A 16,389-nucleotide genomic window follows, 5' to 3' on the forward strand; every position below is an offset into this window, starting at 1 on the left:
AGTGTTGGTCGGCTGACTGTGCATTCCTGTCGTTGGGCAGAGTGTGCCGCTTCGCTGATGCAGCAAATCCTACGAGAAGATCTTAGTCCCAGACCGGACGTTGGTGGAGCACGCGGCGAAGGGCAGTGAGGAGCCCGAAGCGGCCATCTTTTCTGATCGGGAATCAAATTCAGCGTGGCAAAAACCAGTTCACTACTTTGCCGCCGAAGGGCTCGCAATCTTTCCGGTCAACTACTCGCCAGTCTGGATAGCCAACTGCACTTGCGAGTACCAGTCCGCCACTTCGCGGATTTCGGCGTCGTTCAGGCCTGCCGCAATCTCAGACATGATCTCGTGCTTTCGCTTCCCTATCCGAAACGCCTTCAACTGCGTGTCGATGTAAATGTTTACCTCGCCGGCAAGATTCGGAGCGTCGAGGAGAACCGAGATTCCGTCTGCCCCATGGCAAGACACACAGGCTTCGGGTGCATCATTCTCACTGACACCTTCCGGCAGCGTGGCAAGCGCTGTGTGAGACGCGTACCACGCAGATACGTCGGAGATTTGCTGCGCAGACAGGCCAGCCGTCACGACGGACATCATCTCGTGCTCGCGCGCTCCGGTCTTGAAAGCCATAAGTTGCGCTTCGAGGTATTCTTTAGGTTCACCGCCGATATGGGGCGCAATCGGGATCTGCGCATAACCGTCGATACCGTGACATGTGCGGCACATGTTGGCGATCTTGCGTCCGGCCGCCGGATCGTCGGCTGCAACGGGGGAAACCCCGGCGAGCATAAGCCCGCCGAGGATCGCTATTGCTATAGATCTCATTCCGCAGGCGAGGGGTTGTAGGCGATACGCCAAATCGCACCGGCGAAATCGTCCGACACCAGCATCGAGCCGTCGGGCAGGAACTCAATATCCATCGGACGCCCGCGATATTCGCCGGTATCTTCGTTCAACCACCCATCGGCGAACACCTGGGCGCCCACCGCATCGCCGGTTTCGGGATCGAGTGCCGTAAACATGACACGCGCACCCACCGGTTCGGTGCGATTCCACGAACCGTGCTGCGCCCAGAAGATGCCGCCGTGGTATTCTTCAGGGAAGCTATCGTCATGGTAGAAGCGCATCCCAAGGTCCGCCGCGTGGGCCGTGAGTTCAAGCTGTGGCTCGATGAACTCCACACCCTCGGGGCGCGCGTAATCGGCTTCCTTCACGATTTCGACGCGTGAGTTCGTCCACGGGAACCCGAAGTGCTGACCTGCCGCGGTCTGGCGGTTCAATTCGCCGGGCGGGATGTCGTCGCCCATGCCGTCGACCTGGTTGTCGGTCCACCAGAGCTCGCCGGTCGCCGGGTTGAAGTCCTGGCCGACCGAGTTCCGGACGCCGCGGGTGTAGACCTCACGTCCCGTGCCGTCGGTGTTGATGCGGATGATGCCACCGATGCCGATCTTGTCGTACATCTCGATCTTGTCGAGCGGCTGCACGTTGTGTGGCTGGCCGAGCGAAATGTAGAGCTTGCCATCGGGGCCGATGTCGCAGACCCGCGCAGTGTGGTTGAAGCTTTCCTCCTCGACCGGGATCAGTTCACCTTGCGGGACGACGACGCCGACCGCCGGGTCGGGCCCTTCGAAGAAGAACTCAGCCGCCGGGAAGACCAGCACCCGGTTGCGCTCCGCGATGTAGAGGAACCCATCGGGCGAGAAGCAGGGGCCGTTGGGAATGTCGAAGGTGATCGAGGGCGCGAAATCCTTCACCTCGTCCGCGACGCGATCACGGTCACGGTCGACGATGGACCACATCTTGTCCTTGCGGGTGCCCGCGAAAAGCACGGTGCCCTGCGGTGCCATGGCCATCGAACGGGCATCCGGCACTACGGCGTAGAGGCTGACCTCAAAGCCCTCCGGCACGTTGATATGCTCGATGATTGCATTGAGCGCGTCGGCGCGGTCGCCTTCCTGATCAATGAACGTGAACGTGGCGTCCGTCTTCTGCATGTTTGTCAGTTTATCCATGTTGTCCTGAGCAAAAGCCGGCCCGGCCAACATCGTTCCGAGCAGAAGGCTCGAAGTGAGTTTCCGATGAAGCATGAATTCCTCCCCTTAGTGAAATTGGGTCGATTGACGGCACCGCGTCGTTGTACCCAATAAAAACCGATCATCGCTTTGCCCGACTTCCGCTGTCAACTTATTTGGCCAATTTCGAAAGAGGATGAGCTTGCAGCCGAACGACTTCCAGCTCAGGCAGCTTTGTCCGCAACTGAGACAACCGACGGCAGCGCAGCGAACGGCTGGTTCTTGTACCCCGAGGAGATCTCAACCTCAGAGAAGCCATAAATCTCGCAACCGCAGAGAAGGTCCGGTAGGTCGGCAAAGCCGACACGGAAAAACAATGTGAATTGATGGGCCGATCGCGTGGATCGGCCCAACTCGTCAAAGCTCGACGGACTCGGCGATTGAGAGCGCATCTTCCAGATCGACACCGAGATAACGGACAGTGCTATCCATCTTCATTTGTCCCAGTAGGAGTTGCACCGCTCTCAGGTTGCCAGTCTTACGATATATCTGCGCAACCTTGGTTCGACGCATCGAATGCGTTCCGTACGAAGTGGGGTCCAGGCCGATCAACTGGACCCATTCTCGGACAAGGCGCGCATACTGGCGGGTTGAGACATGCAGCCGCTCATGGAAACGGCCTGGCCACAGGAACTCCGACCCGATCATCAAAGGATCCGCGATCCACTGCGAGATCGACCTCCGAGTACCTTCCGAAATCTCGAACCGAACTGGTTTGTCCGTTTTGCTTTGGATGATCGAAGCGCGCTCCTTGACCAGTCCGGCAGCGTAAACATCCGCGACCTTGAGTTTCACCAGATCGCATCCTCGAAACTTGCTGTCGATGGCCAGATTGAAGAGTGCCAGGTCACGTTTCCGCTCAGCGAGTTCCAATCGTACCCGGATGGCCCAAACGTGCTTGGGCAGCAGCGGTCGTTTCTGGCCGACAACGCGCCCCTTGTTCCACGGTGGTCGGCAAGCTCGGATGGCAGGAAGGTTCACGTTTTCCATTACGTTTCCTCACATCCGCCACTCCCATCCGCAGCGCCGACCCAGCGTCGGCTACCCATGATACGTTTGCACGTCGGCTTTGGAGAACGTCGGAATCGAATTCGGAAACTCGGCGGGCGGCCGCTGTAGGCGCGCTTCTGCCGTCTACGATTGTGTTCCATCAGTGCGTCCGCAACCGCCGGATCATTCAAGAAGGGCGGTGAACGGGAGTTCGCTGCGGCATGACCGAATGCCGGCTTACTTTGGCTTTCGGAAATGCGCTGCAGCTGATGATCTTACGGCGCCGCGGCAGCTTGGGCATCGGAGCCGCGACGGTCAACTGGATTTATTAGCCGGACTTCTATCAGGGAGAAATTCGTCAACTACGGCATAAGCCACGATGACGATCAGGGCGGACAGGCCGATCTGAACGACGCGGACAACACTCTTGACGTCGGCTTCGTCCGAAAATGGCGCGATGGAGCCGCCATAGACAATTAGTACCGTGGTCAGCGCAGACCCCGCCGCCGGCGCCAGTGGATGTTCCGACTTGCTCAGCGCGCCGAGTGACACGCATAGGAACACGGCCAGCAGGATCGCGGTCACGACACTGGGTGCGATGACGTTTATCTCGTAGAACACGATGGCGATACCGGCGCCGAACAGGTTGGCTGTCAACATTCCGATGGCGACTTTCTTGCCTGCGGACGGCATGGCCGCCAGTTGCTGGCTGAGGAGCGCCACGAAGAACAGGACGAGCAGAGCGGACCATCCGAACAGGAAAAAGGCCAAGGCAAACGGCACGGTGACCATGGACATGCGCACAAGCCGGCGCACGGGATCGAAATCTGACGCCTCTTTCTTCAGCTTGGCCCCACCCTTCGCTGGCGGGTCTGCGGGAAAAAGTGTGAAGCTCAGTGCCGAGGCGAAGCCCGCAATCAAAAGATTGCCCGGGATCCAGGCCACGAGCACCAGCGCTAGTTCCTCCGACGTCACGATCACGTTCGGGATCATCATTGCGGCCATGAGCGCTAGAACGCCCGGCAGGATGCCCGCGCCCGCTATAGACCAGCCAAAGGACAGAACGATCGCGATGGCGACACCGCCAAGAAACACCAACGGATAGGGCGCCAGCAGGGAAAAGATCATCCACGATGCCAGCATGAGCAGGATCGCAAACAGATAAAGCTTTATGGCCACCTTGAGCGGCATTGCGGCGGGCGCCTGCAGGAACAGCGCGGTGAAAACGGCGCCGACGAAAGAGAGCGGCCAATCGATGAGCAGCCCGAGACCGAACACACCCGCCGTGCCAAACGTCAATCGAAGGATCGAACGCCGGTCTTCAGTAGGCATAGGAAAGGAACGCCACGGCACGCATATACAAGCGGCCAATGAAGTTCATCAACGTGCTGTCGGTCGTGTAGAGAATGACGTCGGCCTGGCCGTTCAGTTGAAACCGCAGGTCGTCCTCAAGGCTCCCGGCCTCATAGCCCGGCAGGATGATGCGCACCGGAAACCGCTCCGCCTCGCGCAGGAAGCCTGTCGTGGAGGGCGCACTGGCAATTTGTCCCGGAGTATCCGACCCGCTTACCGAAATCGCACCACTGAAACTTTCGATCTCGCCCTTCAGCACCCGGCCGGGATGCATGTTGAGGACGACATCGACCGGCGTTCCAACCTGAGCAAGCCCGATGTTGTTCTCGGTCATGTATGCTTCGATCCAGACGTCTGTCGCGTCCAGGACCGTGACCAGATCGCTGCCCGAGCGCGCATAGGTTCCGGGCGCAATCAGAAGATTGGAAACGAGGCCTTCGGCGGGCGCCTTCAACTCGGTCCATTCCAGGTTCAGATCCGCGTCGGCAAGGGCGGCGAGGGCGCGCTGGATCTTGGCATTGTCTTGACCTTCCTCTCCCAGCCGCTGTTTGGCCTTTTCGAGGTCCGCCGTTGAGTTCTCGAGGTTGGCTTTCGCTTCGGCTAGTTTGCCACGGGCATCATCGGCCTGGGCGATTGGGACCAGCCCCTTCTTCTCCAGGGCGAATATGCGCTCGCTTTGCAGCCGAAGCGTTTCGAGGTCGACCTGCGCCCGCGCAACCTTGGCCTGTGCGGCGCTAACTTCGGCCGACGATGCGCCGACCTCCTGCGTGGCCGACGCCAGGTCGGCCTCCGCCCTATCGCGGTCAATTTCGTAGGGGCGACGGTCGATCCTGACGAGGACGTCCCCGGCCGCCACGACATCACCGTTTTGGACCAGCACTTCGGTGACGGTTCCTGTCACCTGCGGAACGATCTGGGTGGCTATGGCCTTGACCCGTGCGTTTCCGGTTATCGGGGTCATGCGGTCGGCGGCGATATACCAGACCAGAAACAGCGCAAGAACTGCAACCGTGGACCAGATCGTCCGTTTCATTCCGCTTCTCCCGCGACCGCTTCGCTGTCAGACGTCTCCGGGGCGGGCTCAGCACCCTCGTTGATCCAAAGACTGAACAACTCGTAGAAGACAGCAAAGAGCACCGGTCCCATGAACACGCCAATGAGTCCATAGGCCATCATCCCGCCAAGAACACCGATCAGGATGACGAGCATCGGGGTCTGCAGCCCCTGAGAGATAAAGATCGGACGCAGGAAGCTGTCCATGATGGCCACAGGCACCGCCAGCACCGTGAACACCAGCGCCATGCCGCCGGACATGGAACTCCACGCATAGATCACGAGCGGCAGTAAGACGATCCCTGGCCCGACCTGAATGATCGACAGGATCATGCAGATAAAGGCCAGTGTCGTTGCCGATCCTATTCCGAACAGCTTTAGCAATACCCAAACGAGCAGTGCCTGAATGGCGGCAACTCCGACAACGCCTTTCATCACGTTCTTGATCGTGGAGCCCGCCATCAGAACGAACTCGCCACCTCGTGGAGCAAAGATCCGGTTCGCGAAGTTCTGCACGCCGACAACAAGTTTCGGCCCGGGCGATAGGAGAGCGCCCATCACAATGACGGACAGGGCGAGGCCTAGAAGTCCGACACCGATGCCGAGCACTTTGCCGAACAGGGCCTGCGTGACATCCAGAATTTGTGGACCGAATTTCGCGAGCGCTCCGTCGAGGTTCGTCTCGAACATTGTCCAGACCTCGAGCAAGGGTGGGCCGAGAACCGGAAACTCGCTCAGCCTTTCTGGCGGTGAGGGCATCTTGAGTGTTCCGGCAGCCGCCTGTTCCGAGAAGTCTGATCCCAGATCGGCCGCTTCTGATATCGCGGAAGCAATTGGGCCGAGCGTGACCGCGAGGCCGATCAGCACCAGAACTGTCGCGGCGAGCCCCTTCCGGCCACCGAGTTTCGACTGAAGCCAGTCAAAGACAGGATATAGTGCAACACACAAAATGACGGCCCAGATAAAGACGCTCGCAAGCGGCGTTACCATCACGATGGCGCTGTAGATGAACAGTCCGAGAAAAATCAACCGGATCGCGAGGTCGACGATCCTGGAATCCTGCGTATCGACACTTGATTTGGTTGGGTCGGCCATTTCTGTCACCTGTCGGTTTTTGTTGGCGGATCGGCAAGCGAGGCGGATCCGTTACCTGTTTCTCAATTGCTCTGAACATGTTGATGAGTCGACGTTTTCGCTCGTACTCACCACGTGTCATTCGTTTTCCTTGTCGGCTTTGTACTGGGAGAGGATAGCGTCTGCGACAGTCGTTGCGGCCGTCACGAAAACGCCCAATCCGATCATGATGTAGAACATCGTGAAGATCTTGCCGCTGGCGGTCTCGGGCGAAATATCCCCGAAACCAACGGTCGAAACGGCAATTACGGAAAAGTAGATGGAATCCAGCCAGCTCCAACCTTCAACAGTGCGGTAGAAAACCGATGCCCAAAGCACGAGCGCAAGAGTGAAGGCAAGCAAGCTCCGCACACGCCCGTCACTCAATGCGTGGCCAACGCCTCGCAAAATCTGTCGAAATGACCCCAAGATTGCTTCCCTCTTTCTTATTGTGGTCTCAAAATGCGGACGCGTCGTTCCCCGTGATCGGCCGGCCCTGAGCTAGAACCCGCTTGGGGCGGTAACTTGTGATAGGGCACGCCTGACAGGTCCGATCATTGTTGCGGTGGTTGATATGGGTCGGGCTGTCCCGGCGGGATTGCGGGATACTCCTTGAAGGTCGCAAGGTGCGCGCCGAGCAGCGGCAAGGCCTGCTCAGCGGCCCAAGTGTAAACCAGCAGAACATCCTTCCGTTCCCCTGGGTCGTTGATCAGGTCATAGACGCGTGGCGTTGAGTACGACTTCGTGTCGGCGTAGACGGTCTCGTTTTCCTTGAACATGACCTTCCAGTCGGTCCATTTCACGCCGTAGATTTCCTCGCCCATGTAGACGATGACGTGGTCGCGGTTGGAGTTTTCCTGCTGGCCCAAAATGAAGGCTGACTGATCCACGCCGTCAAAGGCCCGGTCGTCTGGCACGTTACCACCGACGATGGCAGCGAGCGTCGGGTAGAGGTCCATCTGGTGCACTATCTCGTTGCTGACCGAACCTGCCGGGATTTTTCCCGGCCAACGGATTGCAAATGGAACGCGGAGGCTGCCTTCGAACGGCGTGAACAATGTCCCCCGCCACGGGCCCGGCGTGCCCTGGGCATGGGGCATGGGGGCGATGTCATTGCTCCCCACGTTCACGGCTTCCGGCCCATTGTCGGCGGTGAAGATAACGATGGTGTTGTCAGTCAATCCAGCATCATCAATGGCGGCAGTCAGGTGTCCAATGTAGCTGTCGGTCTGGTGTAGAAGATCAGCCCAAATCCCCTTGCCGGTCGCGCCGTCGAAGTCGGGGTCGGGAATGACCGGCGTGTGGGTCGCCGTCAGGGCGAAGTAGACGAAGAAAGGTGCGTCCTCGCCGCTCTTGCGCTGGATGAAGTCGATGGCCTTGTCGGTCAGGTCGCCGTCGATCAGCGCCCGATACTCCATGTCGTATTCGCGGGCGATCGTGGCGTCCTGCCCGGCGACACCTGTCATGACGTGGGGCGGTTCCAAGCCCAGAGCCTGCCACCGGCCCTGCGTGGTCCACATGGTCTGGTCCGTGCTTTCGACGCCGTAGAACTCGTCGAACCCTTGGTCCTTGGGATAGCGACCCTCCGACCAGCCAAGGTGCCACTTGCCATACATCGCCGTGCTGTAACCCGCGTCCTTGAGCATCTCCGCCATGGTGATTTCCCACTGCGTCATGCCGTAGACGCCGCCCGCTACCGGGATCGTGTGGTTGCCGGAACGGATGCCATAGCGACCGGTCATCAGCGCCGCGCGGGAGGGTGTGCATTGAGCCTCGACGTTGAAGTTTGTCAGGCGCATTCCTTCTTCGGCAAGTGCGTCCATCGCTGGGGTCGCAGCGCCCCGGATTATTCCGCCGCCGTTGAACCCCGGCTCTCCCCAGCCGAAGTTGTCTAGATTGATCAACACGATGTTCGGCCGTTCCTGGCCAACAGCAACGCCTGCAGAGAAAACCATCACTCCGACAGCGATCATTTGCGACAAGCGCTTCATCATATTCTCCCTCACCTTTGAAAGCGGGCCTAGTTCAGTGTCGAACGCTATCAATGGCGCGGTTAATCAGTGAACCATTTCGCGACAAATCCGGGGCAAGAAGGATTGCAACAGCCACATCGTAAAGGCGACGTGGAAGTTGCCTTCGCCTGACAATTTCACGAGCCGGTTGCGTGGCGCCTGCGAAAGCTTGTTGGCGAGACACCAAATCGCGACCTGAAGGCCCGGGCAAAGTGACTCGGCGTGGCATATTCGAGATGTTCGGCGAGGGCCGAAACAGGCATATTTTGATCGCTCAGAATCTCAACGGCGTGCTGCATCTTCACCTCTGCAAGCAGCTCTCTGTAGGAACAGCCTTCGAGGTCCAGTCGCCGTTGCAGCGTTCGAGGCCCCAATCTCAAGGTGCGTGCAATATATTCAAGGGAGCTGCGATTGAAGCCGAGGTTCTGATGCAGGAGTTGCGATACGAGTTCCGCGTGCCGGCGCGGTGGGCCGACGCCATACGCACGCTCGACATCCTGGCGGGTCAAGAATCGTGAAGCCCGACCACTCGGATTTGGCGCAGACAGATCGGACCGTGCCATTTCGATCTCCAAGCACCAGTGATCGAACAGGATGGGGCAGTTGAACGCCTCTTCGAGGCGCCATTTCTGCGGTGGTCTCGGAAAATCAAACTGCATGGATAGAGGCGACCAGCTTCGGCCGAGGTAGTGGTACAGGACACTCAACATCGCGCTGGCTGCCATGATTGCGACCTGCGGATACCCACCAACGCGCCGCTCAGAATACTCGTGCCGAAACCGGGCCGCGTTGCAACTTATATCTAGCATCAGCCGATCATCACTCGAATGCAGGTGAATGATGCTAATTGAACGCTTGATTGCGTCGCCAAGCGTCGGCGCCTGCAGAACGTATTCTCCCCATATTCCATAATCGAGCACCGAGAGCCGCGACGCAAAGTTCAGCGTGAAAAAGGTGTCGCCGGAGCGTCGTGCCGCGCTTCCCATGAACCTGTTGATCGCCGCTGCCGGAACGTGCCCATCCCGTTGCTGGAGCAAACGCGGCGACAGGGCAGCATCCGCCATGCAGATGAGGAACGTCTTCTCGCCCAACTCGTCGAAAACGACGTTCGGCATGGGACCGAGCGCTTCCGTTACGATCGTCGGCGGGCATTCGGACACGACGTTTCCCTCCAAGACAACGCGCGTTCACCGAAACTGACGCAAAATGGTTCATTGGACAACCGCTCGCTCGGATAGGCTCGGCGAAGTCCTGTCTCCGAATCTCAATTCGGCTTCAGGGCAGACAGATTGCAGCAAGACTGAGGAGGGAAAGATGATCGTACGGCTCACTGTTGCAATGGCCTTACCATTGGTCTTGTCTTTGGATGCCTCGGCGCAAATCGTGGTCAGCGAGGAAGCAGCCGAAGGGACGTTTGCCGAGCGGCCGTTTTCGCCCTATGCCAACCGAAACTTCCCGGAACGCCCACTCTGGGGTGAGACGCATTTGCACACCGGCCTGTCGCTGGATGCCGGCGCATTCGGCAACATCCTTCGCCCCGACGACGCCTGGCGCTTTGCCAAAGGTGAGCAGATCGTGTCGTCGACCGGTCAGCCTGTACGTCTCAGCCGCCCTCTGGACTGGATGGTTCTGACCGATCACACGGACCTGATGGGGTTTGCCCCTGACCTTCAAGAGGGTGACCCGGGCATCCTGTCCGATCCGAAGGGTCGGGAGTGGTACGAAGGCTACAGCCAAGGCGGAGAAGCTGCCGGAAAATCGGCCTTCGACCTGATCACCAACTTCTCCCAAATGACACTCCCCGAGGCCATTGTTGACTCCTATAGCCCCGGGGCGGACGCCTTTTCCTATGTCTGGGAGGAGATCGTGCTGGCGGCCGAGGAACACAATGACCCGGGCAACTTCACGGCCTTCATCGGCTTCGAATGGACCTCCGTTCCCAAGGGTTTCAATCTTCATCGCAACGTTATGCTGCGCGACGGGCCGATGCGGGCGTTGCAGGTGGTTCCGCCGGTCACGCAACCGCCGCTGGGCGATACGGACCCCAAGGCATTGTATGAATGGCTGGAATCCTATCAGGAGAAGACCGGAGGCCGTGCCGTTGCATTTGCTCACAACGGCAACCTGTCGAACGGCTGGATGTTCCCGACCGAGGACACCTACCATGGCGGCAAGGTCGATCAGGAGTACGTGGAGCGGCGCGCCAAGTGGGAACCGCATTACGAAGTTACCCAGATCAAGGGCGATGGCGAGGCCCATCCCTACCTCAGCCCAGACGACGCATTCGCCGATTACGAGAACTGGGACATCGGCAACCTCGACCTGACGGAGTTGAAATCGCAGGAAATGCTGCAGGGAGAATACGCGCGTGAGGCTTTGAAACTGGGCCTTGCGCTTGAGGAAAAGTTCGGCACCAACCCCTACAAGTTCGGCCTTGGTGGCGCGACCGACAGCCACACCGCACTCGCCACGGCAGAAGAGGAAAACTTCTTCAGCAAGTCGGTGAGCGTCGAGCCCTCGCCCACCCGTATCGAACACCCATTCATTGCAAGCGATCTTGGGCGGATCGATGGCCATATGCTGGTGGCGTCGGGCTACACGGCGGTCTGGGCTCAGGAGAACACCCGCAGCGCCATCTTCGATGCCTTCAAGCGGCGCGAGACCTATGCCACCACCGGCCCTCGGATCGGCTTGCGCCTCTTCGGAGGGTGGGATTTCACGGAGGACGACTTGCGCACCCGCTCGATCGCCGAGGCGGGGTATTCCCGCGGCGTGCCGATGGGGGGCGACCTGCGTCCACGCGAAGGCGACGGTGCGCCGACATTCCTGATCGCGGCGCTGCGCGATCCGATTGGCGCCAACCTTGATCGCGTGCAGATCGTTAAGGGCTGGCTGGATGCCGGAGGCGAGTTACAGGAAAAGGTCTACGACGTGGCCTGGTCTGGCGACCGCGAACTGGGTGCGGACGGGAAACTGCCAGAGGTAGGCAACACCGTCGATCTGGAAACCGCAAGTTGGAGCAACACGATCGGAACGTCGGAAATCGCGACAGTTTGGAGTGATCCCGAATTCGATCCGGCCGAACGGGCCTTCTACTACGTGCGCGTTCTTGAAATCCCGACCCCGCGGTGGGTGGTCTACGACAAGGTCCGTTTCGGGATCGAGCTCCCCGAAGAAGCGCAACTGATCCACCAGGAACGCGCGTATTCCTCGCCCATCTGGTACACACCAGAAGGGTGAAATGAGACCTCGTTGCGCGGCTTGGACGATCTTGGCCGCGCAAACGCTTCATACTTGCGCCGCCGCCGGATGTCGGTGCCATACGTGTAGTTGCAAGTGCGCGAATAGCGGGCGGCTTTTCTGCCGTACCAAGGACTGCCCGAAGGCTATTGGCAGATCTTCCAAGGTTTTTGGCACAGCATCGAAGGAATCCGTCCCCTGGATCACCCACGTACGTTTCACGAAGGTCGGCAAGCCTGAGCTGCCGAATGCCTTCGTAAAACTGACATGGTTTTGAGGAAGACCTTAGGATGCTCCAAAAATGCTTCGAGAACCCCGCGTTGCAATGGTTCGACCCCGACGGAACGCGGGCCTGCCGGGTTGGCGCTAAGGACTGGAATGGGTTTGCCCTTCACTCAGACCGGTGGCCAACTCCTGTTCCACCTGATCAGAAAACTCTACGAACGCACCTCGATCATCGTCACTACCATTCTCGCTTTCGGAGAATGGCCCAGCGTCTTCGGTGACGCCAAAATGACCACCCCCCTGCTCGACCGGCTCACCCCTCATTGTGAGATCGTCGAAACCGGAAACGAAAGCTGGCGCTTCAAAAAACGGGGCGTAGCGCCAAGCAACAACCACGCAGGCCCGCCGCAGCCGCGTTAAATGAGGACTACGCAGCGCCGGGCCTGCTCTGCCACAGTGGGGTCAATACTACACGCCGAAAAGGGGTCAGCAATCGATGCCGATTGACATCGAGTCGTTCTGACTGGTTCCAATCGGTCATAAAACCGAGCATCCTACAAACGTTTGAGCGATGGCATCGCGGTCCGGACGGGCCGGCATCAGTACTTCGGCCGATGTTGAGCGACGATTCTCACGGTTCCGAATAGTGGACTCTTCAAACGCTGATGTGGCGTTGATGCAAAAACGCGAAATAAAAAACTTGATCGGCCGAAGAAGACTTCAAGGCTTTGATATTGATCTGGAATTTTTATTGCGGGGATGAGATTTGAACCTAGGATCTTCAGGCTATGAGCCAACCGAAGGTTCGGAAGCGCGCCATTCCGGGTTGGCAAGCGTCCTGCCCATGGTCACGTTCCCTCTGGCGCATCGCACACAAAACTTCGCGCTCCGAGGCGGCGCCGAACCCCGTTGCTCGCCAAACCTGACATTAGGTGTTCCCATCGTGAAAGCCTGCTCCGGGCCCTTCTTGACGCTTTCGTCGCACGCTGCATTGCTCGAGTTCGCCGCCGCAGAAGCGCGCAATGAGGGCGGGGAACGGACTTGCCTCAGTGCCTCCATGCAATCGAGGCGAACCCGCAAAATGCAGACAATCGCGGATGGTAAAGTTGTACGCACAACCGTTTGGTCTGCGTCGCCGCCGAATCAGTGGGTGCAAACAGTCGCGACGAGGATCAAGGCTGGGTCGATCCCAAAGGCGCTTTGAAGGTCTTGGCCGAAGAGTTCCAGCCAATCTGCCTGTGCACGATAGGCCAGCCTTTCGCGTTCTGCTGGGCAGGCAAAAATAGTGCCGGATTCCGCCTGAAAATGGTGAACCATCTCGTGAACAAGGATGGATATTTCGGCAACGGAACCGCCCGTCCAGCTTTTTGAGACCAGGATAGCTTCCTTCTCCGCGTCATAGAGGGCCACGACTTCGTCCGGATCGGAGTCGATGCCTTCTCCATATCGACGCGCGAGCAGTTCCGCCGATGGCATTGCGACAATGTCCGGCTGGGATGAAGGGCTTCCCAATTGATACTCCGAATGCAGCCAAAGGCTGATGAAATCGAGTATCGTCGGCGCTGCGCGCTGTTCTGCCGAGGCATGGGTGCACAATGCTGCAACAAGCGCGATGGCGGCACCGGTAGTTCGGACAATGTTCATGGCATTTCACTCCGGCTGAGGCGATCTGACCAAGGTCCGCCGCGGCTCGCGGGAAGTCTTGAGAAAGACGTGAAAGAGTCCGGAAATTTTGATAAGTTTGCCGGGAAATTTGAAACTCTGGGGTCATGCGCGCGTCGAACACTAGGATTGGGCCCTACACTCTGAACCGCCGTCTCGGTCGCCTTGAGAATGGAGCGACCGAAGTGGCACATCTGCGTCCGAAATCGTACCGTGTCCTGGAGGTGCTGTCGGAACGCCGGGGCGAACTGGTCCCCAAGGACGACCTGATCGCCGCGGTCTGGCAGAATGTCGTGGTGACAGATGAGTCGCTTTCCCAATGCATCAGCGACATTCGCCGGGCACTCGGAAAAGATGCCGCGTATCTCCTCCGCACCGTGCCCCGTCGGGGATACGTTCTGGACGCAGAACAATTGGGCATCATGGCTGCTCTCCAGCGCAAGCCCGCCATCTTGGCTGGTGCGTCTCTTGCCGGCGTGTGTTTGGCCGGTATCGGCGTCACGTTCTTTCCCTTCGGAACTAAATCTCCCGACCCACCGATCCCTTCGCATATCCCATCCAACGCACCCGAAAGAGCCGCCACTGCGTCTCATTGGCCGGACTGGCGCGACAGGGCGCCCAATGACGACTTGCGCGCACGCTTGGAAGCAGCGATCGCGAATGATCCGACCAACGCCGTGGCCTGGGCCAAGCTGGGACAGACCTACTGGTTGGAGGTCAAGTACAGTGCCTGGGGCGGCGGCCGACGGGAACTCGACAAGGCGCTCGATGCGCTGGAACGCGCGCTTGCGCTCGAAGGCGGCTCCGAAGCCTACCGTACCCTTGCCGATATTCGCCTCGACGCACCATACCCGGACGCACGCTCACGGGTGGATGCCTTGGCAATGGCGCAGGCGGCGGCGAACCTTTCGCCCAGTGACCCGGATGCAATGATAATCCTGGCGGCTGCTCTAACCGCCAATGACCGGGCCGAGGACGCGGTACCAATCCTCGAACGTGCATTGGCTGAAGTTCCCACGCCTCCCGATCGGTACCGAGAGGTCGCCGGCATGACCTATCTGCTGGCGGGCGCCCCCTCCAAAGCCGTAGAGGAATTTGGCCGCCTTCACGGGGCTGGGACCTTCGGCGGAACCCGGCACTACGCTGGATGGTTTCTGGCGGCGAGCCTTGCGCACGCCGACAGGGTCGAACGCGCAAGGATCGTTTTGGAAGAGGCATTGGAAACACGTCCCGAGAAGACGCTCGATGCCGTTGCGCTGTCGCTCGGTCACCTTGATGGCCAAGAGTTGCTGGAAGTTGTGCTGGAGGGATTGCGATTGGCAGGTGTCCAAGATTAGTCCTGGTCGAAATCCACATTGGCGGGTCGGTAGGATTCAAGAAAACTCAGGTAATTTTGCCAAACTCGGCCGAGCTCCGGGCTGTCTTCTATCCCTGCCTCGATCACCTCCATCCAGGCCAGGTTCAATGCTTCAAGAACGTCGTCGGGCCATTGACGGATTTCGACACCCTCTGCACGAAAGCCCTCGATCGTCGCGTCCTGGCGTGGTGTCGCGACGTCGAGACTCCATCGCGAAACTGCATCGCACGACTGGGCGATTGCGTCGCGAAAGCTTTCCGGCAATTCCAGCCACGACGTTTCGAGAACCAGAAGTTCCAGTGAAGTGGCCGGTTGCTGCCATCCCGGCAACAACAGGTACGGTGCCATCTCGTCGAGACCCAATTCGGCATCAATAGAGGGCATTGCGAATTCTGCGGCGTCGATGATACCGGCTTCGTACGCTGAACGAATGTCAGTTCCCGGCAATTCGTATGTCGTGGTGCCCAAGACCGCCAAGGTGCGCGCGCCATATCCGAAGGCGCGCATGGAGAGTTCGCCCAAATCTTCCGCGCGCTCGACAGGTGCCCGGAACCAACCCCCACCTTCCGCCGGCAGCGCGCCACAATAGACACTTCGGAGACCGTGGCGGCGATACAGATCATTGAGCGCCTTCGAACCGCCACCTTCCTTCATCCACGCTGTGAATGTTCCTGGATCAGGTCCAAACGGGAAGCCGCCGAAAATCGTCAAGGTCGGATCTTCGCGGTGGTGGTGCCCTGGCGACCCCCACACAGCATCGACAAGGCCTGACCGCAGTGCTTCGAAGGCGTCCATGTCCAGAACAAGTTGATCGTGGACCTGGATCGTGAAGGCGCCATCCGTCAATCGGCCAACCTCTTCAGCGAGGATCCGGCCGGACTCTCCGAAGAGCTCTGGCGCAAGCAGGCTGTTAACCCGCCAATGCACATTCTCCGCAGCTGGAGCGATTGGAAATTGGGCCGGGATCGCAACGGCAAGAAACACAATCGAGTTTCTAAGCATACCTAGATAGTGCCATGTCACGAGCTCACTGTCATGATCGATCCTTGAAGGAACCTTGAATCCGGCGGTGAGCAAGTTGACCGGCCGCCTTTTTAGCTATCCGAATAGTCCGTTCTCAGGTTGTTGCTTCACAGTGTTGCAATAACCAACAACGACACTGCAACTCGGTGGAAGCTGAAATAGCCGGAGGCACGCTAATGTTCGGAAGACCGCTCTTGCTTGGATAGTCTGCTCGATCACGCATTGCAGGTGCGACAACAAGTTGAGAGAGGGGTAGAGGTCCGCTTTCAAGACGTCGCACTGCGGCGAACACATGCCGACGAAT

General features: G+C 59.1%; 13 protein-coding genes and 1 pseudogene. 3 read left to right on the forward strand and 11 right to left on the reverse strand.

Translation table 11 applies throughout. The annotated features are described in order from the left end of the window. Window positions 1-231: 231 nt before the first annotated feature. The 9 genes from ARC39_RS24710 to ARC39_RS24750 form a co-directional block, all read right to left on the reverse strand. Entirely contained in the window at window positions 232-810 is a 579-nt protein-coding gene (locus tag ARC39_RS24710) for a c-type cytochrome (RefSeq protein WP_068119417.1), read from the reverse strand. Continuing rightward, window positions 807-2,072 carry a PQQ-dependent sugar dehydrogenase gene (locus ARC39_RS24715; RefSeq protein ID WP_068119420.1) on the reverse strand — a complete coding sequence of 422 codons (1,266 nt, stop codon included), beginning with the start codon at window positions 2,070-2,072 and terminating at the stop codon, window positions 807-809. Before ARC39_RS24715 ends, ARC39_RS24710 begins: the two co-directional genes overlap by 4 nt. Before the next feature lie 342 nt (window positions 2,073-2,414). Beyond that, window positions 2,415-3,047, reverse strand: a complete 633-nt coding sequence (locus tag ARC39_RS24720) for a tyrosine-type recombinase/integrase (RefSeq protein ID WP_068119423.1) — start codon at window positions 3,045-3,047, stop codon at window positions 2,415-2,417. 315 nt (window positions 3,048-3,362) lie between these two features. Further along, window positions 3,363-4,379: a DUF2955 domain-containing protein gene (locus tag ARC39_RS24725; protein ID WP_068119426.1), complete on the reverse strand. Its 1,017-nt coding sequence runs from the start codon at window positions 4,377-4,379 to the stop codon at window positions 3,363-3,365. Further along, window positions 4,369-5,433: an HlyD family secretion protein gene (locus ARC39_RS24730; protein ID WP_068119429.1), complete on the reverse strand. Its 1,065-nt coding sequence runs from the start codon at window positions 5,431-5,433 to the stop codon at window positions 4,369-4,371. The genes ARC39_RS24725 and ARC39_RS24730 overlap by 11 nt, the downstream gene beginning before the upstream one ends. Then, window positions 5,430-6,548: an AI-2E family transporter gene (locus ARC39_RS24735; RefSeq protein WP_068119431.1), complete on the reverse strand. Its 1,119-nt coding sequence runs from the start codon at window positions 6,546-6,548 to the stop codon at window positions 5,430-5,432. The genes ARC39_RS24730 and ARC39_RS24735 overlap by 4 nt, the downstream gene beginning before the upstream one ends. 117 nt (window positions 6,549-6,665) lie before the next feature. After that, window positions 6,666-6,995 carry a potassium channel family protein gene (locus tag ARC39_RS24740; RefSeq protein ID WP_236545398.1) on the reverse strand — a complete coding sequence of 110 codons (330 nt, stop codon included), beginning with the start codon at window positions 6,993-6,995 and terminating at the stop codon, window positions 6,666-6,668. Window positions 6,996-7,120: 125 nt separating this feature from the next. Then, a complete protein-coding gene (locus tag ARC39_RS24745) occupies window positions 7,121-8,557 on the reverse strand; it encodes an arylsulfatase (RefSeq protein WP_201455806.1) in 1,437 nt (478 codons plus the stop codon). A gap of 158 nt (window positions 8,558-8,715) precedes the next feature. After that, entirely contained in the window at window positions 8,716-9,693 is a 978-nt protein-coding gene (locus tag ARC39_RS24750; RefSeq protein ID WP_149866549.1) for an AraC family transcriptional regulator, read from the reverse strand. 199 nt (window positions 9,694-9,892) lie between these two features. On the opposite strand from ARC39_RS24750, the gene ARC39_RS24755 reads away from it, so the two are divergent. After that, window positions 9,893-11,818, forward strand: a complete 1,926-nt coding sequence (locus tag ARC39_RS24755) for a DUF3604 domain-containing protein (RefSeq protein ID WP_068119441.1) — start codon at window positions 9,893-9,895, stop codon at window positions 11,816-11,818. A 384-nt stretch (window positions 11,819-12,202) separates the two neighbouring features. Then, window positions 12,203-12,463: pseudogene (locus tag ARC39_RS24760) on the forward strand (ATP-binding protein); the annotation flags it as partial. 723 nt (window positions 12,464-13,186) lie between these two features. Here ARC39_RS24760 and ARC39_RS24765 read toward each other — a convergent pair. Next, complete coding sequence (locus ARC39_RS24765) at window positions 13,187-13,687, reverse strand: DUF6647 family protein (RefSeq protein ID WP_236545399.1); 501 nt, start codon at window positions 13,685-13,687, stop codon at window positions 13,187-13,189. Between the two features lie 203 nt (window positions 13,688-13,890). Here ARC39_RS24765 and ARC39_RS24770 point away from each other — a divergent pair, with 203 nt between their 5' ends. Continuing rightward, window positions 13,891-15,042 carry a winged helix-turn-helix domain-containing protein gene (locus ARC39_RS24770; RefSeq protein WP_161471010.1) on the forward strand — a complete coding sequence of 384 codons (1,152 nt, stop codon included), beginning with the start codon at window positions 13,891-13,893 and terminating at the stop codon, window positions 15,040-15,042. Here ARC39_RS24770 and ARC39_RS24775 read toward each other — a convergent pair. Next, entirely contained in the window at window positions 15,039-16,139 is a 1,101-nt protein-coding gene (locus ARC39_RS24775) for a TRAP transporter substrate-binding protein (RefSeq protein WP_149866550.1), read from the reverse strand. The two genes, ARC39_RS24770 and ARC39_RS24775, sit on opposite strands and share 4 nt — an antisense overlap. Window positions 16,140-16,389: the final 250 nt, after the last annotated feature.

The organism is Tropicimonas marinistellae (genome assembly GCF_001509585.1).
GTDB lineage: Bacteria > Pseudomonadota > Alphaproteobacteria > Rhodobacterales > Rhodobacteraceae > Tropicimonas > Tropicimonas marinistellae.